Origin of the sequence: Corynebacterium camporealensis (genome assembly GCF_000980815.1) — a bacterium.
GTDB classification, from domain to species: Bacteria; Actinomycetota; Actinomycetes; order Mycobacteriales; family Mycobacteriaceae; genus Corynebacterium; species Corynebacterium camporealense.
The window spans coordinates 1,450,744-1,473,563 of the sequence record NZ_CP011311.1 but is presented as its reverse complement, the minus strand read 5'-3'; the positions used below and the strand labels follow the sequence as shown (position 1 = coordinate 1,473,563).

Here is a 22,820-nt window from a genome sequence, read left to right as displayed (position 1 = left end):
AGTTTCCAGTGCTTTAGGGGTAGGATGGCGCGCATGAAGTTTGCCAAAGGCCATGGAACCGAAAACGACTTTGTCATCATCCCCGACGAAAACGCGGAGCTTGATCTCAATGAGCAGCGCGTTGCCCGACTGTGCGATCGCCAGGCCGGAATCGGCGGCGATGGCCTTTTGCGCGTGGTGCGCGCCGGGGCATTAGTCAACGCTGGTGATATCGACGGTCTTCCTGAAGGTGTTGATGCCCAGGACTGGTTCATGGACTACCGCAACGCCGATGGCTCCATTGCGGAGATGTGCGGCAACGGCACTCGCGTCTTCGCCCACTGGGTGCGTTCCCGTGGCCTGGTGGATAGCGATGAGTTCGTCATCGGCACGCGCGCCGGGGCCAAGCAGGTTGTCGTCAGCGACTGCGATGACAACGACGCTCACGTCAGCGTGGAGATGGGTGAACCAGAAGTCACCGGCATTTCCACCGTTCGCATCGCCGGTCAGTCTTTCGCCGGCCTGGGCGTGGATATGGGCAACCCGCACCTGGCTGCAGTGGTTCCGGGCCTGGATGCTGAAGCACTCGCAAACCTAGACTTGCAGCAACCAGAATTCGATCCGGAGTTCTTCCCGGCAGGTGTCAACGTCGAAATCGTGACCCCACTCGACGATGGCAAGGTCAACATGCGCGTTTACGAGCGCGGAGTAGGAGAGACCCGTTCCTGCGGCACCGGCACTGTTGCCGCAGCACGCGCCGCATTGGCTGATGCAGAACAAGCCACCGGCAGCATCAATGTGAAGGTCCCTGGCGGCACGGTGACCGTCGAAATCTTTGAAGGCGGCTCACGCCTTATTGGCCCGTCGAAGATCGTTGCCGAAGGGACGACAGTTTTGTAAAACTGTCGTCCGTGAAATTAGGCGGCCGATTCGTCGCCGTAGCCGGGGCCGAGTTGGGCCGCGGAGCGGCGGGCTTTGAGCCAGGCTTCTTGGAGTGCTTCGACGCGTTCGTCGGTGACTCGAAGCAGGGTTTCTAGTTCGGCGGTTTCGGCGTCGCTGCGGTATAGGCGCGGGCCTAGTCGGCGCAGGAAGCGCTGGGCGCTGTTCTTTTCGTAGTGGAAAGCGGAGATGTCCGGGTCGGTGCAGTCGGCATCGGCAAGCGCGGGGCGTTGCAGCATGCGATCGGCAACGATATTGGGGTCTTCTGAACTACAGAAGGTGTTGAACTCGTCGAGGACATCTTGGAGGTCCTCGGCAGAAAGTTCGATGGAGGTGCGCAGGCTGGCGAGGTCGGAGGCATCCGGGCGGGAGCTGACCATGATGTAGGCAGCCAGCGCAAGCAGGGCAGAAATTAACAGCCCTGGAAGTTTGAGGGTAGCCACGAGCGCTAAGCAGGCGACTAGGGAGAGCACCATGGCGAGGATGCGGCGCTGAGCATTATTGCCCACGAATGGGATATGCATGCGGCCTCCTCGCCTGGCTCTTAGTGCAATACGGTGTGCGTATAAGTGTATAGCTTAGCGCGTTAATTGATAAGAGGGGACTTTAGTGGCCAGCGCAGCCGCCGGAACCACAAGAACAACCGCCACCGGAGCCGCAGCCGCCGGTCGGAAGTTCCACAGAAGCAGTCACCAGAGCAGTACCGGCCAGGATGGAATCCTTGGCAGGCAAGTCGCCGAAGGATGCCGGCAGGCATAGGTCGAAGGGGAAGACTCCATCCATGACCAGGTGCATGAACTTTTCACCGGTTAGTTCCGTGGTGCGCCATTCGGCTTCCATCACGCGGGCAGCAAAGGTGCAGCCAGGTCCTGGGGCAGCAGCACCGGAGCCAGAGTTGACGATGTCAGCGCCCTCCGAATGGAAGGTGGCCGGGTATTCGCCTTCTTGTTCTTCGTAAGCGTCAGCGTTGTCGTAGCCCTTGACGGCCAGGCCAAGAGCCGTAATGCCGATCTGCTGCCAGGGCTGGGTGCCTTCTTCGGCCAGCAGCGGGCCCTGTGCCAGGTTGGCGGTGGCCTGCGCAATGCTGTTGCCGAAAGGATCGACAATGTCCAGGTGCGCCAGGACGTCGTTGACCATGCTCACGTGAGCAAAGCCCTGGGTAACACCGTTGAAGCCGACGTAGGTAGAAAATGGCTCCACAGCCAGGATGTGTAACAGCGCGCCAGCAGGGTCGGCAAACTCGATGAGCTGGCCGCCGCGCACCTCACCAGTCACGCTGAGGCGATCGGTGGAAATAGCCGCCTCCACGGCCTCTTGCCAGCGTTCGAAGTTCAGGCCCAAAGCCTGCATTTCCGCATGTTCTTTCAAAGCCGCCGCAGTCGATGCGGCATCGGTCGCGTTGGTGGTCATGCGAATTATTGTAGTCTGCTCCGGATTAATTCAGCTATTGGCTCCTATCGTGCAAGAATAGGAAGCAATATGACGTCATCTTCTGAAAAGAACCCTTCCCACGACGAACTGCTTGCTCAAGCATTTCGCGACAACGCTCCGCAGCCAGACATTGCGGAGCCTTCCGATGAACCCACCACCGGCGAGCTCGATCTCGCCGAGCGCAATGCCTTCCGCCGGGTTACTAAAGACACCAACATCCGTGCTGAAGACACCACTGATGGCTATGAGGTCGAGTACCGAAAGCTGCGTCTCGAGCAGGTCATCTTGGTTGGTGTGTGGACCGAAGGCACTGTCGCTGAGGTCGAAGCCACCATGGCAGAACTTGCCGCGCTGACCGAGACCGCGGGTGCTGATGTGGTTGAGATGCTCTACCAGAAGCGCGACCGACCCGACCCAGGTACTTATATCGGTTCCGGTAAGGTCCGCGAGCTTGCCGACATCGTCCAGGCCACTGGCGCCGATACGGTCGTTTGCGATGGTGAGCTCAACCCCGGTCAGCTCAGCGCGCTAGAGCGTGCGCTGAACACCAAGGTCATTGACCGCACCATGCTGATTCTGGATATCTTCGCCCAGCACGCGAAGTCCAAAGAGGGTAAAGCCCAGGTCTCCTTGGCACAGCTGGAATACCTCTACACCCATACCCGTGGTTGGGGTGGCAACCTGTCGCGTCAGGCCGGCGGTCGTGCCGGTTCCAACGGCGGTGTGGGCCTGCGTGGTCCGGGTGAGACCAAGATTGAGACCGACCGTCGCCGCATCCGCACCGAGATGGCTCGGCTGCGCAAGGAACTGAAATCCATGAAGACCGCGCGTGAAGTCAAGCGCTCGCGCCGTCAGGAATCGGTCATCCCGCAGATTGCTATCGCTGGTTATACCAACGCCGGTAAGTCCTCGCTGATTAATGCCATGACCGGTGCTGGCGTGCTGGTCGAGGACGCATTGTTCGCAACCCTGGATCCGACCACCCGTAAAGCAGAGCTTTCCGATGGCCGCCAGGTCGTCTTCACCGACACCGTTGGCTTCGTGCGTCACCTGCCCACCCAGCTGGTCGAGGCGTTTAAGTCCACCCTGGAAGAAGTCCTGGCAGCAGATATCATGCTGCACGTTGTCGATGGCTCCGATCCTTTCCCGCTCAAGCAGATTGAAGCGGTCAACAAGGTCATCTACGACATCGTGAAGGAAACCGGGGAAGAGGCCCCGCCAGAAATCATCGTGATCAACAAGATCGACCAGGCGGACCCGTTGGTGCTGGCGGAGCTGCGCCACGTCCTCGATCGCGACAACGTTGTATACGTCTCGGCAAAAACTGGTGAGGGAATTAAAGAACTCACCGCCCGTGTGGAGTTGTTCCTCAACTCCCAGGATGCCCACGTCCGCATGCTGGTGCCGTTTACACGCGGTGACGTCGTGGCCCGCGCCCACGCCCAGGGCACAGTCCGCGAAGAGGAGTACACCTCCGAAGGCACCGTGCTGGATGTACGCTTGCCGCAGGTGGTTGCCCGTGAACTCGATGAATTCGTCACCGAGCACGTCTCCTAAGACTCTGGAGTTTTCCTTCAGCGTTATGTGATGGGCATAATAAATGCCCGTGAGTACTTTAGGATGGCGCCTGCACGGCGACGGCAAACATGTAAAGCCCGGTGCGGTAGTCGCACCGGATGAGCGGTTGGATTGGCCGCGCACCATCGGCATCGGAATGCAGCACGTAGTCGCCATGTTCGGCGCTACCTTGCTGGTGCCCACTTTGACCGGTTTCCCGGTGAACACCACGTTGTTGTTCTCCGGTATCGGCACGATGCTTTTCTTGCTGATTACTCGTAATCGGTTGCCTTCCTACCTGGGCTCTTCTTTCGCCTTTATTGCCCCGCTGACTGCGTCGCAGCAGCACGGCATTGCGGCACAGACCGGTTCCATCCTGGTCACCGGTCTAGCGCTGATGGTTATCGGCTTTATCGTCAAAGCCGCAGGCCGCAAAGTTATCGACGCCATCATGCCACCGGCTGTTACCGGCGCCATCGTGGCTCTTATCGGCCTGAACCTGGCACCGACCGCCACGGACAACTTCAGCAGCCAGCCACTGGTTGCCACCGTCACTTTGTTTGTGATTCTGGCCGGCACCGTTGGTTCCCGCGGAATGTTTTCCCGCCTGTCCATCCTCATCGGCGTGGTTGTCGGCTGGATCTTCGCCGCGCTTACCGGCAATCTTCAGGAGGGCGCTGCCGACAGCATTCGCGAAGCCGCTTGGATCGGTCTGCCGGACTTCCATACGCCAGAATTCAACATGTCTGCCATCGCCGTGGCCCTGCCGGTACTCGTCGTCTTGGTGGCGGAGAACGTCGGCCACGTCAAGGCTGTCTCCGAAATGACCAAGCGCAACATGGACAACTTGGCTGGCGATGCCCTTATCGCCGACGGCCTGGCGACCTCTCTGGCCGGTGGCTTCGGTGGTTCTGCAACGACTACCTACGCTGAAAACATCGGCGTGATGGCCGCAACCCGTGTGTATTCCACCGCTGCGTACTGGGTGGCTGCCGCTACCGCTGTCGCCCTGGCGTTCATCCCGAAGTTCGGCGCACTGATCTTCACCATCCCAACCGGCGTACTGGGAGGTGCCTGCCTGGTGCTCTACGGGCTTATCGGCATGCTGGGCGTGCGCATCTGGATTGATAACAAGGTCAACTTCAACAACCCGGTCAACCTGACCACCGCTGCCGTCGCTCTGGTCGCCGGTATCGGCAACCTGACCTTAAGCGTCTTCGGCGTCGAGCTGGAAGGCATTGCCTGGGGCTCGGTCGGCATCATCCTGGCCTACCCAGCCCTGAAGTGGCTCTACCACAATGTTGGCGAAGGCCAGCCGCTGGCCAAGTAGGCATAAAAATCTCCCCGGCTGAACCATAGTGAGTTCAATCGGGGAGAGGCGGTTCGCACGCGAGCCGTGAGGTAAGAACTATGCCTCGAAGTCGAAAGACTAAGAGTCGAGGTCCTGCTCAATCAGGGAGGCAATCTTTTCTACTGCCTCTTCGTTCTCGGAAGTGACGACAACCTCGTCGCCCTGCTCTGCGCCCAGAGCCATAATCATCAGGGAGGAAGCTGCATCAGTTTCCTCATCTTCTTCCTCGCCAGCCAGGTTCAGGAAGATGTCCTCGTCGAATTCGCTGGCAGCATCGGCGATGATGGAAGCAGGACGTGCGTGCAGGCCTACCGAGGAGCCGACCTTAACGGTTTTGGAAGCCATGATAATTTCCTTTCATGATGTGCGTTAGCACTTACGAGTGTACGAGTAATTAGATCATGCCGCTACGTTGCGCTGACCTGCGGCCTCTTCAATAGCGCGGTTTGGCCAGAACTGCTTCACAGCAATCACCGTGACGGCAGAGACTGCAACACCTGCAGCGATAGCCAGCAGGTAGCCCCATGCCGGGGAAATAGCGAAGAGCACGAAGATACCACCATGCGGGGCATGCGAACCGACACTGAGAGCCATCGAGATGGCACCGGTGACAGCACCACCAGCCATCATCGATGGGATGACGCGGAATGGGTCAGCAGCAGCAAACGGGATAGCACCTTCGGAGACAAACGACAGACCCAGCAGCCACGCGGACTTGCCGTTTTCTTGCTCAGCCGGAGTAAACAGGCTCTTGCGCAGGAAGGTCGCCAGCGACAACGCAATTGGTGGAACCATACCGGCGGCCATGACGGCAGCCATGATTTCCATCGACGCCTGGTCGCCCGTGGACAGACCCGCAGTCGCGAACAAGTACGCCGCTTTGTTGACTGGGCCGCCGAGGTCGAAGCACATCATCAGGCCCAAAATGATGCCCAGCAGTACGGCAGAAGAACCAGACATCGACGACAGCCAGTTCTGCAGGCCTTCCATGATGGCAGCCAGTGGGGCGCCGAGCAGCAGGTACATCGCCAAGCCCACGACCAGCGAGGCTAGCAGCGGAATAATAACGACTGGCATCAGTGAGCCCAGCCAGCGCGGGACCTTCCACTGACCAATCCACATCGCGACCAGACCAGCCAGCAAACCGGTGACCAGACCACCGATGAAGCCAGCATCCAAAGTCACAGCAATCGCGCCACCGACAAAGCCCGGTGCAATACCCGGACGGCCGGCCAGAGCAAAGGCAATAAAGCCGGAGAGTGCCGCGACGATAAAGCTCATCGCTGCTTGGCCAATGGCAAAGAGCACCGCACCGAAGTACAACATGAATCCGGCGCGTTCAAAGCTCATCATTGTGCCATCAACATCGACCTCATGGCCCGGCAGGTTGGTCAACGAGTAATTCGTCGTAATGGCCTGCCAACCATTGGCCATGTCGGCGCCACCAAACAGGAAGCCCAAAGCCAGCAGCAAACCACCAGCAGCGACGAATGGCACCATGTAAGAGACGCCAGTCATCACTGCCTGCTGGATGCGCTTGCCCCAGCCCAGGCCAGCGTCTGCTTCAGCATCCGCTGAAGCAGACGGAGTCGAGTTGGACTTCGTGCCGGAAACCTTGCGGGCATTCGGGTTATTCGCTGCAGCAACTGCTTCATCCAGCATGACGGACGGCTCATTGATTGCGCGTTTCACACCAGATTCAATGACCGGCTTGCCGGCGAAACGCTCCTTATCGCGCACGCCAACATCCGTGGCAAAGATGACCGCATCAGCAGCATCGATATCAGCGTCAGCCAGAGGTTCGTTATTCGACGAGCCTTGGGTTTCGACTAACAACTCGATGTCATCGCGTTTGTCAGCAGTCTGCGTTAGCGCATCTGCGGCCATGTAGGTATGCGCAATACCCGTCGGGCAGGCCGTGACTGCCACGATGCGGGTGCGCTTGCCCGAAGACTGCTGTTCAGTCGCTGCCTTCGGGTCAGTGTCGGCATCACTGGTGGATGCGCTGCTTTGCGATGCCGCCGCTGCGGTTCCTGCTGCCGCGGTTGCGGTACCTGCTGAGGTCGTGGTCGATTTATCGGCCGGCTTCTTCTTGCGTGGCTTTTCTGCGTTGATGACCTCCATGACTGCGGTGACGATTTCGTCGGCAGTGGTTGCTTCGCGCAGGGTGTTGAGGAAGTCGTCGCGAACAAGTGCGCGGGCAAGCTTGGACAGGATGCGCAGGTGGGCTTTGCCGCCATCGGCAGGGGCGGCGATGAGGAAGACGAGTTCGGCATCGCCGTCAGGGCCAGAGAAATCGACTGGCTTGGCCAGGCGGGCAAAAGCGAGGGTGGGTTCGCTGACGGCTTCCGAACGGCAGTGCGGGATGGCAACTTTGCCGGGTACGCCAGTGCCAGCCTTGTTTTCGCGTTCGATGGCAGGTTGGGCAAGACCGTCGATGTCGCTGGCGCGACCGGTGTTGTGAACCAGCGTGGCAAGTTCGGTGATAACAGTGTCGACGCTGCTGCCAAAGTCAGCGTCCAAGGCCACCAGGTCGGTGGTGATAATCGGGGAAGACATGGGCACAAAGTCCTTTGGCCTTATTCAGGTGTAACGACGGTTCCTGCAATATCCAGGCCGTCGGGGGAGGGGAATTGGGTTCCAGGCAAGGCGGTGGCGGCGGTGCCGTAGGCCACCGAGCGCGCCAGTGCGGCTGGGTAGTCTTCGTTGCTGCTACGCGCCAGTATATAGCCAGCTAAAGCGGCATCGCCGGCACCAACAGTCGAGCGCACCTCACTAGGAGGTGGGGTGGCGATCCAGGCGTTGTCGGCGGTCACCAATACCGCGCCGGCAGCGCCTAAGGTGACGAGTACTTCCGGAATACCGCGGGCGACGACGAGGCGTGCGGCGGAAATAACCGGTTCATAATCGCCGGTAGCGGCGGCGTGCTCTAAGGCGAGGCCGTCGACACCGGCAAGCTGGCCAAGTTCCATGCCGTTGGGCTTAATGACATCGGGAGCAGCTCGATGCAGTTCATTGGCCACAGCGCGCATCGGACCATCGGAAGTATCGAGTGCGATGCGAACGTCGGGGACCTCCGCACGCAGGGCGGCGATGAGGTCGGAGTACCAGGATTCGGACACCCCACCTGGTAGGGAACCGGCAAGGACGACCCAGGAGGCATCGTGGGCTTTGTTGACTAAGGTGCGCTTGAGCTCATCGGCGAGCTCAGGCTTCAGTTGTGGGCCCGGGCCGTTGAGCTTGGTCGTGACACCCTCGGGGTCAGTGACGGTGGTGTTGACGCGCACGCCTTCTGACATGGGCAGGTTGTGGAAAGGAAGGCCGGATTCTTTGACGAGGTGCAAGAAGATGTCGTTGTCATTAGCCGGGAAGAGCGCCAAGGTGGGGCGTTGAGCCAAATGCACGGCTGCGGCAACGTTGACGCCTTTGCCGCCGGGCTGCTGAATCACCCGGCAGGCGCGGTGCACGTTGCCCGGCTGGACCGCTTCGCTGAGCTCGATTGTGGAATCGATGCTGGGGTTGGGAGTGAACGTCAAAATCATTGTCAGGGCGTCACCTTCGCTAAATCCGTTTCCACACAGAAACTTTGTGTTTGTTTCTGATTGTTGTCTGTTTGTGTTGGTTTGTCAATCACTTTTTGTGGTTTTCGTTGCATTTTGGACGCTTTTGTGATGATCTTGAGATAGAGATCCCTCGTTGATGAAAGAAGCGAAAACTATGAGTTCTGCTGAGGAAACCACCATCTCCGGAACCGGCGTGGTAGCCGGTATTGCGTATGCCGAAGCCGTGTGGGTCCGCCCCCGCCCGGAGCTTCCCGGAGCATCGACGCCCGTGCCCGAAGAACAGCGCGATGCAGAATTCGATCGCTTTGTCGAAGCTGCTGACCTGGTCGCATCCCGTCTGGAGCAGCGCGCCAATGGTGCCGATGGTCAGGCCGCTGAGGTCCTTGATGCGACCTCGCGTATGGCCAAGGACCGCGGTTGGCACAAGGCGGTGCGCAAGGGTGTGCGTACTGGCAAGACTGCGGAGTACGCCGTGGTTGGTGCAACTGACAAGTTTGTCACCATGTTTGAAGCTGCCGGCGGCATCATGGCAGAGCGCACCACAGACTTAAAAGATGTCCGTGACCGCGTGATTGCGCAGCTGCGCGGTGAGCCGGAACCAGGCCTGCCAGCAGTCGAGGGCGAAGCAGTATTGCTTGCCGATGACCTCGCACCCGCCGACACCGCCACCTTGGACACCGCACACATTAAGGCATTGGTGACTGAGCTCGGCGGCCCAACCAGCCACACCGCGATTATCGCGCGCCAGCTCGATATTCCGTGCATCGTGGCGATGGGCGCGAGCCTGCGTGATATTGAAGCCGGCACGGTGCTCTATGTCGACGGTGCGGTTGGCAACGTGACCATTGGTGCCGACGAGGAAACCTCCAAGCAGGCGGTTGCCGAGTACCGCGAGCGTGCCGAAAAGGTCGCCCAGTGGACTGGCCCGGCAGAAACTGCCGATGGTCACCGTGTACAGCTGCTCGCCAACGTCGCTGACGGCAATGCCGCCCGTATCGCTTCTGATTCTGTGGCTGAGGGTATTGGCCTCTACCGCACGGAGCTGTCCTTCCTCTCCGCCAGCGAAGAACCGACCGTGGAAGAACAGGCTCGCATCTATGCCAAGGTCTTCAATGCCTATCCCGAATCCAAGGTGGTCGTTCGTACCCTGGATGCAGGTTCGGACAAGCCGATTTCTTATGCCACCATGTCGGATGAAGAAAACCCGGCACTTGGTGTCCGTGGCCTGCGTGTTGCCCGCGACAACGAGGCTTTGCTGACCCGTCAGCTAGACGCGATTGCTCTGGCCGCAGAAAACCGCGACGACAATGCGCCGACGTGGGTGATGGCGCCGATGGTGGCCACCGCAGCTGAAGCGCAGTGGTTCGCGGGCCTGTGCCGGGAGCGCAACCTGGTTGCTGGAGCGATGATTGAGGTGCCTGCCGCAGCGCTCATGGCCGATACCATCATGCCGCACCTGGACTTTGTCTCCATCGGTACCAATGACCTGACCCAGTACACGATGGCCGCCGATCGTCTGTCCTCGCAGCTGGCCTATCTCACTGACCCGTGGCAGCCAGCCGTGCTGCGCCTGATTCAGCACACCTGCGTCGTGGGCCATGACAACAACGTCCCCGTGGGCGTCTGTGGTGAGGCCGCCGCCGATCCGATGCTGGCCTGCGTGCTCACCGGTCTGGGCGTGAACTCGCTGTCCGCAGCCTCGACTGCCTTGGCTGGCGTGGGCGCACAGGTCAGCGAGCTGACCTTGGAGCAGTGCCAAAAGCTTGCCGATGTCGCCCTAGCCTCCAGCGGTCCGAGCGAAGCCCGCGAAGCAGTGCGCGAGCTGATTGAAAAGTACCGTGACTAGTCATCTTCGGCGATAATGACCTCAATTTCATGCTTCCGCAGTTCCTCGACGAAAGTCTCAGGGGCTGCGGAATCTGTGATCACAACGTCAATATCGCGAATAGAGGCGAAGCTAACCAGGTAGTCATTACCCAGCTTCGACGAGTCACACAACACCACAACCTTGTGGGCATTGGTGATAAACGCCGACTTGATGGCTGCTTCCTGCGAATCCGCAGTCGACAGTCCATGGTCAATGGTCAAGGCATTGGTGCCGACGAAAGCGACATCCGCGCGCAGCAGCGCCATGGTGCGCAGCGCAGTATCACCGACGACAGCCTGGGTAATTGCACGCACCGTACCGCCGAGCAGTTGTACCTCGGGAAGTCCAGCAGTTGCCAGGGAGAGTGCTACCGGCAGCGAGTTGGTCACGATAGTGCACGGCGAGGTGTTGTGCTGCTGACTGATAAGGTCGGCCATCGCGTTAATGGTGGAACCGGCATCCAGGAAGATGCTGCCGGATTCCTGGGGCAAAAAGTCCATGGCCGCACGGGCAATGGAAGCCTTGGCACCAATGGCGGAGCGCTGACGAGCATCTAAGGTTAGCTCTGCAGTCTGGAAGGTCTGCGATGCGACCGCACCGCCGTGCACGCGGTGGACGACACCTTCGCGGTCTAGGACCGCCAAGTCACGACGAATCGTTTCAGCTGTGACTTCGAAACGCTCCGAAAGCTCGGTGACGTTAACGCGGCCTTCCACTGCGGTCAGGGAAGCAATTTGGCGGCGCCGCTCTTCGGCGTACATCGGCCCCTCCTGTAGGACGTGTGGCGGGGGTGTCGGTAACTGTTATGTCCGAACTAGTAACTCCCGGTTTATTTTGCTTTCTGGGTCTATTGTTCCAGAAACCCCGCACACAACCACTGCTTTCGGGCATGAATAAACATCAAGCAAAAAGTTTCGCAGCGGGAGTAACCCCAAAAGCCAAGGTAGACGCCAATAATCGGCGGTGGGGGTACAGGGGTAAGAAAAAGGCAGCCCACATCCGTGGAGTGCCCGATAAAGGGGGAGGATTAAAGCTTGCGGAAGACAGAGACGACCTTGCCCATGATTTCTGCTTCATCGCCCTTGATAGGCGAGTAGGCGTCATTGTGCGGCAGCAGCCACACACCGGAGGAGTCGCGGTGGAATTCCTTGACCGTAGCCTCTTCGCCATCGAGCAGTGCCGCGACGAATTCGCCTTCCTCAGCAACGGCCTGGGAGCGCACAATAACCCAGTCGCCATCGAAGATGCCCGCATCATGCATGGAGTCACCGACCACCTGCAGCATGTACAGCTCGCCACCGCCGAGGATGTCGCCCGGCATAGGGAAGTAGGTGTCGATGTTTTCTTCTGCAGTAATTGGGGAACCCGCTGCAATGCGACCAACGACCGGAATGTAAGAAGCAGCCTCAGAATCCTCCGGTGGGGTGTCCTCAGTGGTTGCCACTGGCTTGCGGGAGTTCTTTCGCGGAGCTTCCTCATTGTTGTAATTGCGCAGATCCACCGCACGTGGCTTGTTCGGGTCGCGGCGCAGGAAGCCCTTTTCTTCTAACTGCTTGAGCTGGTACGCCACCGAGGAGGTCGACTGCAGGCCTGCCGCATCACCGATCTCACGGATGCTTGGCGGGTAACCGCGCAGCATCACGGCATCCCGAATCACATCCAGAATGCGCCGTTGGCGATCGGAGAGTGAATCTTCGTTGGGCTTGCCGGTCGGTTTGACGGGTTTGCGAGCCATGGTGCCTCCTCAGGCGGGGGTCAAGTGCTTTCTTACATTTCTATCACGTTCTGGACAAATGTTCGACTATTTCGTTCTAGGACTAGACAAATTTTCGAACGCCTGTTATAACTCGAACATACCAGCTAATTCGAACAGTTTGGCGAATGACTTGGCCGGCCGTGTCAGGGAAGTTTCTTATCATCACGGCAGGCTCAGAAAGGAAATAGAAATGACTCTCGCACTTGACCCGCAAAACCGCCGCTCCGCACGTCGTTCTCCGCAGGCATCTGTCGTTCCTCCTGCAGCCGTGTGGGATATCCGTCCTGGGGCTTCTTACACCTCGCGTTACTCGCATCCTGCATCCAGTGTTCGCACACTGCGCATCGGTGAGGCCCGTTCGAATCGAACAGAGTTACCAGGTGTACAGAAATCGGCTAATCGCGTAAACCAGCGTCGTACTTCTTCGAACATAGGTAACTATCTTCTGGGTGCCGTTTTTGGTGGTGCAGTATTCTTCGGCACTGTAGCTGCCGGTTTGGGTGGCGCTAGCGAACCAGCCGACGTTCCGGCAACGGGTGCCTCCGTCGGGGCAGTGGTTTCTGCCGACGTACACTAAAGCTGACAGTTATTTCCGTCAGCTTGTGAGGTAGCCTCCGCCGTGTATTGCCCCTTTTGTCACAATGAACAATCACGCGTTATTGATTCGCGCGTAGTCGATGCAGGCACCTCGATTCGCCGCCGCCGTGAATGCGCATCGTGCAAGGGACGCTTCACCACGGTGGAAAAGGCCGTGCTTCTCGTCGTCAAACGCAACGGCCTGGCGGAACCTTTCAGCCGCGACAAACTCATTCGCGGTGTCCGCCGTGCCTGCCAGGGCCGCGATGTCTCCGATGACTCGCTGAAAAAGCTTGCCCAGCAGGTCGAAGAAACTGTTCGCCATCATGGCTCCTCGCAGGTCAATGCCAATGACATTGGCCTAGCTATTCTGGAGCCACTGCGCGACCTCGATGAGGTTGCCTACCTGCGCTTTGCTTCTGTGTATAAGTCCTTCGAAAGCGCCGACGACTTCGAATCTGAGATTCGCCTTATGCGCCGACGCGATCGCGAAGACTTTTAGCGCAGCTTATCTACTGCCTTTTGTACGCGCCGTAGGGACACTGCGTGCGCGGTGCCCAGTCGCTGTGCGAACAGTGAGACGCGTAGTTCTTCAGTCATCCAGTAGATGTCCTTGACCTGACGGGTCTTTTCTCGTCCTGATGGAAGGCCACGCAGGCGATTTTTCAGATACGCCTTTGCCTCATCGACTTCTGCCTGGCGGTCAGCGTCGCGATCCGGGTCGGTGGCCATCTCATCGAGACGGATGCTCATTGCCTGCAGGTAACGGGGGAGATGCCGCAGGTGAGCCATACCGTGCACGGTAATCGCATTGCGGGGGAGCAGGAAGTCCAGTTGTGCGTTCATATCGTCGATAGCTGGGCCTTCCCACTTGGCAAGCTCCGCCTTGAGGTTGGAGTACTCCACCAGTCCTGGTGCAATGGCCACGATTGCTTGGCGTACAGCACCGGGAACAGCGGGCTTGACCTTGTTCTTGAGTGCTTCGAACTCTTCGGGGGAACGCACCGGCCCGCCTGCTTCCATCATTTGGTCGCGGATTGCGGCAATGCGTGCGTCGTTGACCAGGCCCTGCACACCACCGTGTGGATAGGAGTCCACCGCCACGCGTTGCTGGAGTGGAAGGCCTTTGACCATCTGTTGTGCGTTGACGGAGATGTCCTTCATCAACAGCGTCAGCGTGGTGGTGATCATGGATGCTTCGGCAGCAGCCTTGGTCGGGTGAACCTTCAGTTCCACGCCTTCTTCGGTCGCCACGAGCGCCGGATAGGCGGTGACCTCGTGACCGTCGACGACCGTGGTGACTTCCTCGTCGATGGTGCCGAGGTTCTCCTTGGTCCATTCCTTGACCGCAGGTGCTTCAGACTTGCTGCCCACACGCGAGACCGAGGACTTGATGTGTCCTGCTTGGCGCTCGACAAGAGCGGCAAGGTCGCGATCGGAGTCGATGATCTTGCCCTTCTTGTTTACCGCCGCAAAGTTCATCTGCAGATGCGGCGGCAGTGCGGAAGGACGGAAGTCGCTGGCGTTGATGCCATGACCACCAAGCTCACGTAAGACATCGGCAAGCTGCTGCGCCAAAGAACCCTGGTAAGGAATAAGGCGCTCCAGCGCACGGTCGGCGAACTCCGGTGCCGGAACTACGCTGCGGCGCAGGGCCTTTGGCAGCGAGCGAATCATCTCCGTGACTAATTCCTGGCGCAGACCCGGGACGAGCCAGTCGGTGCCTTCGGGATCCAGGCCGGCAAGCAGTGGGACAGGAACGAGCATGGTGACACCATCGAGCGGGTCGCCAGGTTCGAACTTGTACTGCAGGTCGTAGTCGATGGAACCAGACAGCCAGCGGTCCGGGAAAGCTTCTTCAGTGATGTCCTGGGTGTCTTCCACCAGGTTGGAAGGATCAAAGTCGAGCAAGTCAGGTTGTTGCTTGCGCTTTTTCTTCCACCAGGAATCGAAGTGGCGTCCGGTAGTGATTTTCTCCGGCAGGCGCTGGTCGTAGAAGTCGAAGAGAACGTCTTCATCGACCACGAGACCGCGGCGACGGGCTTTGTCCTCAAACTCGCCGGCTTCTTCTAGTTTTTGAGCATTGTCGTGGAAGAAGTGGTGGTGGGTGTTCCAGTCACCTTCGATGAGTGCGTGGCGAATAAACATCTCGCGTGCCGCAACCGGATCCACACGGTGATAAGGCACTTGACGGTCCGCGACCACGGTCACGCCGTAGAGCGTGGAGCGTTGCGTCACCAGAGCGGAGGAACGCTTCCGCGACCAGATGGGGTCGGAGTAGTTGTGCTTGAGCAGGTTAGCGCCCAGCTTTTCTACCCAGGTCGGATCGATGGCAGCAACATCGCGTGCCCATAGGCGGGAGGTCTCCACGAGTTCGGCAGCCATGACGAACTCCGGGGGCTTTTTCGATAGCGAGGATCCGGGGAAGATGAGGAAACGCGTATTGCGCGCACCCTGAAATTCCTTGGAATTGCCATCGCGGGCACCGATGTTCGACAGCAAGCCATAGAGCAGGCTTAAGTGAATATCGTCTGGGCGGCGCTCGGTGGCTTCCTTATCGCGGGTGGTCCAGCCGAGTTGCTTGGCAACATCGCGCAGCTGGCGCACCAGGTCGAACCACTCGCGGATACGCATGTAGTGCAGGAACTCAGCCTTCATCAGTTTGCGGAAGGCATTACCGCTTTTCTCATTGCGGGTTTCTTGCACGTAGTCCCACAGCTTGAGCATCGACAAAAAGTCCGACGTCTTGTCCTTGAAGCGGGCGTGCTTCTGGTCGGCTTGAGCCTGGAATTCCAGGGGGCGCTCACGCACGTCCTGAATGGTCATAGCAGCCACGATGACGATGACATCGTCCAAGCAACCGGAACGGGCAGCCTCAACCAGCATGCGAGCCATGCGTGGGTCGACTGGGATGCGGGCTAAGTCTTTGCCCACCTTGGTCAGTACCGGCAGGCCGTGCTTTTCACTGCCATCCAAGGCACCCAGTTCATGCAGCAGCAACAGACCATCGCGCACAGCCTTCTGCGCAGGTGGCTGGATGAAGGGGAAGTCGGAAATATCGCCCAAGCGCAGCGAGACCATTTGCAAGATGACGCTCGCGAGGTTAGTGCGCAGGATTTCCGGGTCAGTAAATTCCGGGCGGGATTCGAAGTCCTGCTCCGAATACAGGCGGATAGCAATGCCGTCGGCGACACGACCGCAACGACCCGAGCGCTGGTTGGCGCTAGCCTGCGAAATCGGCTCAATCGGCAGGCGCTGGACCTTGGTGCGGGTGGAATAACGCGAGATACGAGCAGTACCAGTATCGATGACGTAGTGAATGCCGGGAACCGTCAGAGAGGTCTCTGCAATATTGGTCGACAACACGATGCGACGGCCGGAGTGCGGACGGAAAGCCCGGTGCTGTTCAGCATTGGAGAGGCGACCAAACAGGGGAGTGACCTCCACGCCTTTCCACTTGCGGCCTTCGATTGCTTCCATGGCATCGCGAATATCGCGCTCGCCGGGAAAGAAACACAAAATATCGCCGGAGCCTTCGGCCATGAGTTCCTCAATGGCTTCACACAGACCATCCAGCGGGTCCTGGTTGACCAGCTTGCCGCCGGCTTCAAATTCCAGTGGACGATAGCGCACCTCGACTGGGTAGGTACGGCCAGAGACCTCAATAATCGGTGCGGGCTCACCCTTGGCATCGCTGAAGTGCTTGGCAAAGCTTTCCGGGTCAATAGTCGCCGAGGTAATAATCACCTTTAAGTCCGGACGCTTAGGAAGCAAGCGCTTGAGGTAACCCAGCAGGAAGTCAATGTTGAGCGAACGCTCGTGAGCCTCATCGATGATGATGGTGTCATAGGCGTTGAGGAAACGGTCGCGCTGCATCTCCGCGAGCAAAATACCGTCGGTCATCAGCTTGACCGCCGTGGATTCAGAGACCTTGTCGTCGAAACGAATCGCATAGCCCACAGACTCGCCAATGTCTTGGCCCAGCTCGTCGGCAATGCGCTCTGCCACGGTGCGCGCTGCCAGACGACGCGGCTGCGTATGACCAATCAGACCACGACGGCCACGGCCTAATTCCAAACAAATCTTTGGGATCTGCGTGGTCTTACCGGAACCAGTTTCACCGGCGATAATAACGACCTGATTATCCCGAATTGCTTCAGCAATATCGTCCTTGCGGGCGCTAACCGGCAAAGAATCCGGGTACTCAATGTCGGGCACACGCTTATCGATGCCTTCTACCCGCGCAATTGCTTTATCAATATCTGCACTAATTGCTGCTAATGCCTTCGGCGAGCGGGCCTTTTTCAGGCGGCGTCGAAAGCTACGCTCTGCGCTTAAAGAAACGTTAGCGAGCGCGTTATAGAGCTGGGGCTTATCCTGTGTGGCAGTGCGTTTTGTGTTCATGGCTGATCGCACAGCTTACTAGCCTTGCCAACTCAGCGTTAATGCGAAAAGTACTGTTAAACTGTCTCACGCATAACTTTTATAGGGATTACTAAACACGGCGGAAAGTAGGTGCGAAGATCGTGACGAATCCTTTCGACGATTCCAATAGGGACGCCAACAACGGCCAAGGCCCTAACGACAACGGCCAGGGTTCCAACAACTCAGGTTCGGAGAACAATCCGTACCAGCCCACCAACCATCCGGAAGATCGTCCGGGGTACGGGCAGGGCCAGAACCAGGGCGGTGGCCTGCCGTCCTATGGTGACTACTCCTCCCAGCAGAACCAGGGCGGCTTTGGCGACAACGGTTACGGCCAAGGTGGCTATGGCCAAGTTGGTTACGGCCAGGGCGGTTATGGTGCCGCTGGCTACCAGGAAGGCGCACCAGGCTACGGCGGTTACGCCGGCTACGACCAGCAGCCACCGGCCTATCAGCCGACCAAGCCCAGTGCGATTGATGCACTGAAGTGGGGCTTTAAGGCGACGTTTTCCAACGCTAAGCTGTGGATTCTGGGTGCTTTGGCTTTCTTCGCTGTCTCCTTCGGTGTTGCCATGCTCATGGGTGTCCCGGCGGCCATCCAAGAAAACAACGGTCAGGCCGGCGCGGCGGTAAGTGTGCTGAACATTTTGTCCATGATCGTGTCCATGGTGCTTGCGCTGCTGGTCATGCGTCTGGCTCTGTTTCAGGTGGATGACCCGCGTACAGGCTGGAACTACCTGGGCAAGAACATCCCGTGGCTACCTACCATCGGTGTCGAAATCGTCATCAGCATTATCGGCGCTGCGGTAGTGATGGTTCCGATGATGGGTATTCTCGCCGCTACCGTCGGAATGGGCGCAGGCGGTGCTGAGCCCACAGAAGAAGACGTCTTTGCTGCAGTGGGAACCGTCTTCGGCATTCTGTTCGTGATGATGCTCATCATGTTCTTCATTCAGCCGCTGATCATGTTCATGAGCTGGGCTGCTATCGATGGCAAGGGCTTTACTGGCGCCTTCAAGGTCGGCTTTAACATCGGCAAGAACAACTACGGCCAGCTGCTGGTCTTCCTGCTGCTCAACTTTGTGTGTGGCATCGGCATTCTGATCACCCTGGGTTTGGGCGCGATTGTGATTGGCCCGGCCTTGATGCTGGGACAGGCGCACTTGTACCGCCAGTGCACCGGTGGTCCAGTACCGGCTGCTTAAAAACAGATAAATCCTCCGTTCCCGGCGATGTGCTGGGACGGAGGATTTCTTTGTGCTTTGCTGGCTCTGCGTGAGCAGAGCCAGTTAGAATTCGCGGGCGCGCTCGATGGCGTGGTTGTAGGAGTCCACGATGAGTTCGCTGAACTTGCGGAACTCTTCGCCGCGGGCGGCAGAGGCGCGGTAGACCAGGCCGATTTCGCGTTCGGCGGTGACGTTCTTGTTAAAGCGAGACACTGCCAGACCCGGGTGGTGGCACTCGGTCGAGATAGCCGATTCCGGAATCAGGGTGGCACCCAGGCCGCCGACGACGAGCTGGATGATGGTGGTCAGCGACGACGCGCGGGTTACAGCGTTGCTGGCTTCCGATGGATTGACCAACGCATTGCGGCACAGGTCGAGGATCTGGTCGCGGAGGCAGTGGCCATCGTCAAGCAGGAGCAAATTCAGCTTGTCGAGGTCCTTGATGCTCAAATCATCGCGGCCTGCCAGCTTGTGGTCCTTCGGGGTGACCACGGCGAATTTCTCGGTATACAGCGGAACCTCCACCACACCGACGGACTCGGTCGGCAGTGCGGCAACCACCAGGTCAATCTGGCCATTGCGCAACTTATCCATCAGGTACTGGGTTTGTTCTTCCACAATGCGCGGTTCGAGCTCCGGGTATTCTTCCTCAATCGCGGACAACAGGTCGGGAAGAATGTATGGTGCCACGGTCGGGATGATGCCGATGGTCACCGGGCCAGACAGAGTACCGGTGGCACCGCGGGCATTGGCCACGAAAGTATCGGCGGCCTCCAAGGTGGCCTTGGCGTAGGGGAGAAGAGTTTCGCCCGCCGGGGTGACAATGACTTTGCGGGTCGAGCGCTCAATGAGCTGAATGCCCAGACCCTGCTCCAGTGCCACGAGTGCCTGGGACAGCGAGGGCTGGGAAATCTCCAGCTTCTGGGCTGCAGTACCAAAGTGCTTGTTCTCGGCAATCGTCACAAAAGTTCGCAGCTGAGCAAGGGTAGGGCGGTACTCTTTATTGTGCATACTTATCACTTTAACATTTTAGCTAAGCTGTGACTATTAAGACCGGCAGATTGGACTTGGGGATGTCGCTGATAGACCTTCTAGAAACCTTGCCTACCTCCGCCCGTGACCAGGTGCGCAATCTGGAGAAGGTGCTGGGCTCTAAGACGCTGGATTTGCAGCAGCGCTGGAGTGCCTTCATCGGCGCGGCAGTCGCCATTCGGGATGAGCGTTTCTTGCGTGCAGTACTTGACGATGCCGCCGCGCACGTCCCGGCAGAAACCATCGATCATGCAAGCCAGGCGGCTGTAGCCATGGCAACGAGCAACATCGCCTTCCGCGCTAAAGAGTGGTTGGACACCGAGGTCCGCACGGGCTTGCGCACCGGTATGGCGAGACTGCCGCGCGATCCGGCAGTGGAGCTGAGTGCCGTCGCGGCGTCGGCCATCAACGGTTGCAAGGACTGCCTGCGCGCGCATGCTGCGACCGCGCAGGAGCTAGGCCTTAACCCAGAACAAGTGTGGGAGGCGGTGCGTATCGCTGCGGCTTGTCACGGGGTCACGCACGCACTCCTGCTTTCCGATGCCCGCAGCTAGTACTCCAGATTCAACTCCGCCAAGCGCACCTCACCGGCCTCATCGGAGGCATCCAAGTCGACAATGGCGCTGAACTGGTAGCCGTGGTCGCCGACCGGGTCCTTGACGACCTGGCGGACCTTCCATTGGCGGTCTGAGTCGTCTTCGACGCGGTAGAACTCCGGACCGCGGGCCTCGGGACCGGTGTCCATGTCGTCGTATTCTTCGAAGTACTCATCGAGAGCCGCACCGAAGTCCGGAACGTCATCGAGGTACTCGAGCATGAACTCGAGCTGTTCTTCCTTCTCCAGTGCGAACAGCTGGACGATGCGGAACATGTAGTTGCGCACCATAATGCCGAAAACACGACGGTTGGCGGTAAGAGCCGTGGGGTCGTCGACGCCGAAGGCGAGCTCGCGGTTGAGGGTTTCTTCGTCGATAGGCGAGTCCTCACCGGTCATCTCTGCCCACTCGTCGACCAGGGAGGAATCAACCTGGCGGATGAGCTCGCCCAGCCACTCGATGATGTCTTCCAGCTCATCGGTCATGTACTCGCTCGGCACGGACTGCTTCAGCGTGCGCCACACGTCGGTCAGGTAGCGCAGCACAACGCCCTCAGAACGTGCCAGGCGATAGGTGGCAATGAGATCGGAGAACGTCATCGCGTTTTCCAACATGTCGCGCAGTACCGACTTCGGGCGTAGCTCGAAATCCTTGGCCCAAGAATTGCCCTCACAGAAGGTGTCGTAGGCCTGCTCCAGCAGCTCTTCGAGCGGCTTGGGCCAGGTGATGTCTTCGACGATGTTCATGCGGTCGGTGTAGTCCACACCTTCCGCCTTGAGCGCTGCGATTTCCTCACCGCGGCGCTGCGACTGCTGCGCCTGGAGTACCTGACGCGGGTCATCGAGAATCGACTCAAAGACCGTGATGATATCCAGGGTGTAGGTATCTTCCTCCGGATCCAGCAGCGTGAGCGCTGCCAGCGCGAATGGTCCGAGAGGCTGGTTCAGCGCGAAGTCGCGCGGAAGCTCGCGCACCAAGTGGTAGGGGCGACCGTAGATATCCAAGCCCTTGGTGGATTTTTGCACCACCCCCGAAGTCAGCAAGCCGCGGAAGAGCTCAATCGTGGTGAGGATATCCGCATTCTGCTTAGCGCGAGTGTCGTGGTTATCGCGCAGCAGGTGCTTCATGTGGTCGTAGCCATTGCCGTGGCGAGCCAGCACGTTAAGCAGCATCGAGTTCGACACTCGGAACTGGGAGGTCAGCTGCTCGGGTTCGGCATCGATAAGCCGTGCGTAGGTCTTTTCGGACCAGGTGACCTCACCGGTGCGCGCGGACTTTTTCTTGAGCTTCTTCAGTCGCTTCGGGTCATCGCCAATGCGGCGGCGGGCCTTGGCATTTTCGATTTCGTGCTCCGGGGCCTCAATTACGACGGTGCCCTCGGTGTCGTAGCCGGCACGGCCTGCACGGCCCGCAATCTGGTGGAATTCACGCGACTTCAGAATGCGCTGGCGGGTGCCATCGAACTTCGCCAGACCCGTCATGAGCACGGTGCGAATCGGCACGTTAATGCCCACACCCAGGGTGTCTGTGCCACAGATGATTTTCAGCAGACCCTTCTGGGCCAGCCTTTCGACGACGCGACGGTACTTCGGCAGCATGCCCGCGTGGTGGATACCAATGCCTTTGCGCAGTAGGCGGGAAAGATCCTTGCCGAAGGTCGTCGTAAAGCGGAAATCGCCCAGTTCATTGGCGATAGCTTCCTTTTCTTCCTTGGTAATAACCCCAGACAGTGAGGTCAGCGCCTGTGCGCGCTCGGCGGCTTCGCGCTGGGAGAAGTGGACCACGTACACCGGTGCCTTTTTGTTCTCCAGCAATTCTTCCAGAGTCTCGTGGACTGCGCTGAAGACATAAGAGAAATCCAGCGGGACGGGGCGCTCAGAACCAGCTACCAGGTTGGTGTCCCGGCCGGTGCGCTTGGTCAGGTCGTCTTCCAACCACTTGGTATCGCCTAAGGTGGCGGACATGAGCAAGAACTGGGCATCGGGAAGCTCTAGCAGTGGAACCTGCCAGGCCCAGCCGCGCTCTGGCTCGGAGTAGTAGTGGAACTCATCCATGACCACCTGGTCGATGTCAGCATCAGCACCATCGCGTAGCGCAATATTCGCCACGATCTCCGCGGTGGCGGCAATAATGGGGGCCTTGCCGTTGACGGTGGCATCGCCAGTCATCATGCCGACGTTCTCGGGGCCGAAAATCTCACAGAGCGCAAAGAACTTCTCGCTCACCAGTGCCTTAATCGGCGCGGTGTAGAAGCTGCGCTGGCCTCGGGCGAGTGCAATAAAGTGCGCGGCATTAGCCACCATGGACTTACCCGAACCGGTCGGGGTGGCCAGAATGACGTTGTCACCTGCCAGAATTCCTAAGGAAGCTTCCTCCTGTGCCGGATACAGCGAAATGCCACGCTGCTCCGTCCAGTTGGTGAAGGTATCCCATACGGCTTCATCGATCAGCGAGGATGGGACTTCGGCAAGATCTGGCAACATCTGAGAAAGGTTCACCCCCACCACCTTAGGTGATGGGGG

The 22,820-nt window shown here is 59.0% G+C and carries 18 protein-coding genes; 8 read left to right on the top strand and 10 right to left on the bottom strand.

Annotation, left to right across the window (positions count from 1 at the left end):
* The first annotated feature begins 33 nt into the window (after positions 1 to 33).
* Positions 34 to 879 carry a diaminopimelate epimerase gene (dapF, locus tag UL81_RS06890; protein ID WP_035104930.1) on the top strand — a complete coding sequence of 282 codons (846 nt, stop codon included), beginning with the start codon at positions 34 to 36 and terminating at the stop codon, positions 877 to 879.
* 17 nt (positions 880 to 896) lie between these two features.
* On the opposite strand, the gene UL81_RS06885 is transcribed toward dapF, so the two are convergent.
* On the bottom strand, positions 897 to 1,442 hold the full coding sequence (locus tag UL81_RS06885) for a hypothetical protein (RefSeq protein WP_035104928.1): 546 nt from the start codon (positions 1,440 to 1,442) through the stop codon (positions 897 to 899).
* Positions 1,443 to 1,524: 82 nt separating this feature from the next.
* Positions 1,525 to 2,328: a hypothetical protein gene (locus tag UL81_RS06880; RefSeq protein ID WP_046453420.1), complete on the bottom strand. Its 804-nt coding sequence runs from the start codon at positions 2,326 to 2,328 to the stop codon at positions 1,525 to 1,527.
* 69 nt (positions 2,329 to 2,397) lie between these two features.
* Here UL81_RS06880 and hflX point away from each other — a divergent pair, with 69 nt between their 5' ends.
* Together hflX and UL81_RS06870 are read left to right on the top strand one after the other, a co-directional pair.
* Positions 2,398 to 3,906, top strand: coding sequence for a GTPase HflX (hflX, locus tag UL81_RS06875; RefSeq protein ID WP_035104927.1), 1,509 nt, complete (start codon positions 2,398 to 2,400; stop codon positions 3,904 to 3,906).
* 49 nt (positions 3,907 to 3,955) lie between these two features.
* A complete protein-coding gene (locus UL81_RS06870) occupies positions 3,956 to 5,236 on the top strand; it encodes a uracil-xanthine permease family protein (RefSeq protein WP_407921708.1) in 1,281 nt (426 codons plus the stop codon).
* 99 nt (positions 5,237 to 5,335) lie between these two features.
* Here the strand turns inward: UL81_RS06870 and UL81_RS06865 are convergent, their stop codons facing one another.
* From UL81_RS06865 to UL81_RS06855, 3 genes are read right to left on the bottom strand one after another with little or no spacing between them, the layout of a single operon-like run.
* Positions 5,336 to 5,602 carry an HPr family phosphocarrier protein gene (locus tag UL81_RS06865; RefSeq protein WP_035104926.1) on the bottom strand — a complete coding sequence of 89 codons (267 nt, stop codon included), beginning with the start codon at positions 5,600 to 5,602 and terminating at the stop codon, positions 5,336 to 5,338.
* A gap of 54 nt (positions 5,603 to 5,656) precedes the next feature.
* Complete coding sequence (locus UL81_RS06860) at positions 5,657 to 7,816, bottom strand: PTS fructose transporter subunit IIABC (protein ID WP_046453418.1); 2,160 nt, start codon at positions 7,814 to 7,816, stop codon at positions 5,657 to 5,659.
* Between the two features lie 20 nt (positions 7,817 to 7,836).
* A complete protein-coding gene (locus UL81_RS06855; protein WP_035104925.1) occupies positions 7,837 to 8,799 on the bottom strand; it encodes a 1-phosphofructokinase family hexose kinase in 963 nt (320 codons plus the stop codon).
* Between the two features lie 175 nt (positions 8,800 to 8,974).
* Between UL81_RS06855 and ptsP the strand changes: the two genes are divergently transcribed.
* Positions 8,975 to 10,666 carry a phosphoenolpyruvate--protein phosphotransferase gene (gene ptsP / locus UL81_RS06850; RefSeq protein WP_035104924.1) on the top strand — a complete coding sequence of 564 codons (1,692 nt, stop codon included), beginning with the start codon at positions 8,975 to 8,977 and terminating at the stop codon, positions 10,664 to 10,666.
* Here the strand turns inward: ptsP and UL81_RS06845 are convergent.
* A complete protein-coding gene (locus tag UL81_RS06845; RefSeq protein ID WP_046453417.1) occupies positions 10,663 to 11,448 on the bottom strand; it encodes a DeoR/GlpR family DNA-binding transcription regulator in 786 nt (261 codons plus the stop codon). The two genes, ptsP and UL81_RS06845, sit on opposite strands and share 4 nt — an antisense overlap.
* 266 nt (positions 11,449 to 11,714) lie before the next feature.
* Positions 11,715 to 12,422, bottom strand: a complete 708-nt coding sequence (gene lexA, locus UL81_RS06840) for a transcriptional repressor LexA (RefSeq protein ID WP_046453416.1) — start codon at positions 12,420 to 12,422, stop codon at positions 11,715 to 11,717.
* Between the two features lie 211 nt (positions 12,423 to 12,633).
* On the opposite strand from lexA, the gene UL81_RS06835 reads away from it, so the two are divergent.
* Together UL81_RS06835 and nrdR are read left to right on the top strand one after the other, a co-directional pair.
* Positions 12,634 to 13,020 (top strand): hypothetical protein, encoded by a 387-nt coding sequence (locus tag UL81_RS06835; protein ID WP_035104918.1) that lies wholly within the window; start codon positions 12,634 to 12,636, stop codon positions 13,018 to 13,020.
* Positions 13,021 to 13,062: 42 nt separating this feature from the next.
* A complete protein-coding gene (nrdR, locus tag UL81_RS06830; protein WP_035104917.1) occupies positions 13,063 to 13,521 on the top strand; it encodes a transcriptional regulator NrdR in 459 nt (152 codons plus the stop codon).
* Here the strand turns inward: nrdR and hrpA are convergent.
* The gene (hrpA, locus tag UL81_RS06825) at positions 13,518 to 17,423 is read right to left on the bottom strand and encodes an ATP-dependent RNA helicase HrpA (protein WP_035104915.1); all 3,906 of its coding nucleotides are present in this window, start codon (positions 17,421 to 17,423) and stop codon (positions 13,518 to 13,520) included. The genes nrdR and hrpA overlap by 4 nt on opposite strands.
* Positions 17,424 to 17,545: 122 nt before the next feature.
* Between hrpA and UL81_RS06820 the strand changes: the two genes are divergently transcribed.
* Positions 17,546 to 18,649 carry a hypothetical protein gene (locus tag UL81_RS06820; protein WP_035104913.1) on the top strand — a complete coding sequence of 368 codons (1,104 nt, stop codon included), beginning with the start codon at positions 17,546 to 17,548 and terminating at the stop codon, positions 18,647 to 18,649.
* Positions 18,650 to 18,733: 84 nt separating this feature from the next.
* On the opposite strand, the gene UL81_RS06815 is transcribed toward UL81_RS06820, so the two are convergent.
* Positions 18,734 to 19,681 carry a hydrogen peroxide-inducible genes activator gene (locus UL81_RS06815; protein ID WP_035104909.1) on the bottom strand — a complete coding sequence of 316 codons (948 nt, stop codon included), beginning with the start codon at positions 19,679 to 19,681 and terminating at the stop codon, positions 18,734 to 18,736.
* Positions 19,682 to 19,743: 62 nt separating this feature from the next.
* On the opposite strand from UL81_RS06815, the gene UL81_RS06810 reads away from it, so the two are divergent.
* Complete coding sequence (locus UL81_RS06810; RefSeq protein WP_035104908.1) at positions 19,744 to 20,256, top strand: carboxymuconolactone decarboxylase family protein; 513 nt, start codon at positions 19,744 to 19,746, stop codon at positions 20,254 to 20,256.
* Here UL81_RS06810 and UL81_RS06805 read toward each other — a convergent pair.
* Complete coding sequence (locus tag UL81_RS06805) at positions 20,253 to 22,781, bottom strand: DEAD/DEAH box helicase (RefSeq protein WP_035104905.1); 2,529 nt, start codon at positions 22,779 to 22,781, stop codon at positions 20,253 to 20,255. The genes UL81_RS06810 and UL81_RS06805 overlap by 4 nt on opposite strands.
* Positions 22,782 to 22,820: the final 39 nt, after the last annotated feature.

Excerpts from the sequence above, each read along its gene's own strand:
- UL81_RS06815 (WP_035104909.1), bottom strand. The coding sequence starts at position 19,681 with ATGCACAATAAAGAGTACCGCCCTACCCTTGCTCAGCTGCGAACTTTT.
- UL81_RS06855 (WP_035104925.1), bottom strand. The coding sequence starts at position 8,799 with ATGATTTTGACGTTCACTCCCAACCCCAGCATCGATTCCACAATCGAG.
- hrpA (WP_035104915.1), bottom strand. The coding sequence starts at position 17,423 with ATGAACACAAAACGCACTGCCACACAGGATAAGCCCCAGCTCTATAAC.
- UL81_RS06810 (WP_035104908.1), top strand. The coding sequence starts at position 19,744 with ATGTCGCTGATAGACCTTCTAGAAACCTTGCCTACCTCCGCCCGTGAC.
- UL81_RS06885 (WP_035104928.1), bottom strand. The coding sequence starts at position 1,442 with ATGCATATCCCATTCGTGGGCAATAATGCTCAGCGCCGCATCCTCGCC.
- dapF (WP_035104930.1), top strand. The coding sequence starts at position 34 with ATGAAGTTTGCCAAAGGCCATGGAACCGAAAACGACTTTGTCATCATC.
- UL81_RS06860 (WP_046453418.1), bottom strand. The coding sequence starts at position 7,816 with ATGTCTTCCCCGATTATCACCACCGACCTGGTGGCCTTGGACGCTGAC.
- UL81_RS06865 (WP_035104926.1), bottom strand. The coding sequence starts at position 5,602 with ATGGCTTCCAAAACCGTTAAGGTCGGCTCCTCGGTAGGCCTGCACGCA.
- ptsP (WP_035104924.1), top strand. The coding sequence starts at position 8,975 with ATGAGTTCTGCTGAGGAAACCACCATCTCCGGAACCGGCGTGGTAGCC.
- UL81_RS06805 (WP_035104905.1), bottom strand. The coding sequence starts at position 22,781 with ATGTTGCCAGATCTTGCCGAAGTCCCATCCTCGCTGATCGATGAAGCC.
- UL81_RS06845 (WP_046453417.1), bottom strand. The coding sequence starts at position 11,448 with ATGTACGCCGAAGAGCGGCGCCGCCAAATTGCTTCCCTGACCGCAGTG.
- lexA (WP_046453416.1), bottom strand. The coding sequence starts at position 12,422 with ATGGCTCGCAAACCCGTCAAACCGACCGGCAAGCCCAACGAAGATTCA.
- UL81_RS06835 (WP_035104918.1), top strand. The coding sequence starts at position 12,634 with ATGACTCTCGCACTTGACCCGCAAAACCGCCGCTCCGCACGTCGTTCT.
- UL81_RS06880 (WP_046453420.1), bottom strand. The coding sequence starts at position 2,328 with ATGACCACCAACGCGACCGATGCCGCATCGACTGCGGCGGCTTTGAAA.
- hflX (WP_035104927.1), top strand. The coding sequence starts at position 2,398 with ATGACGTCATCTTCTGAAAAGAACCCTTCCCACGACGAACTGCTTGCT.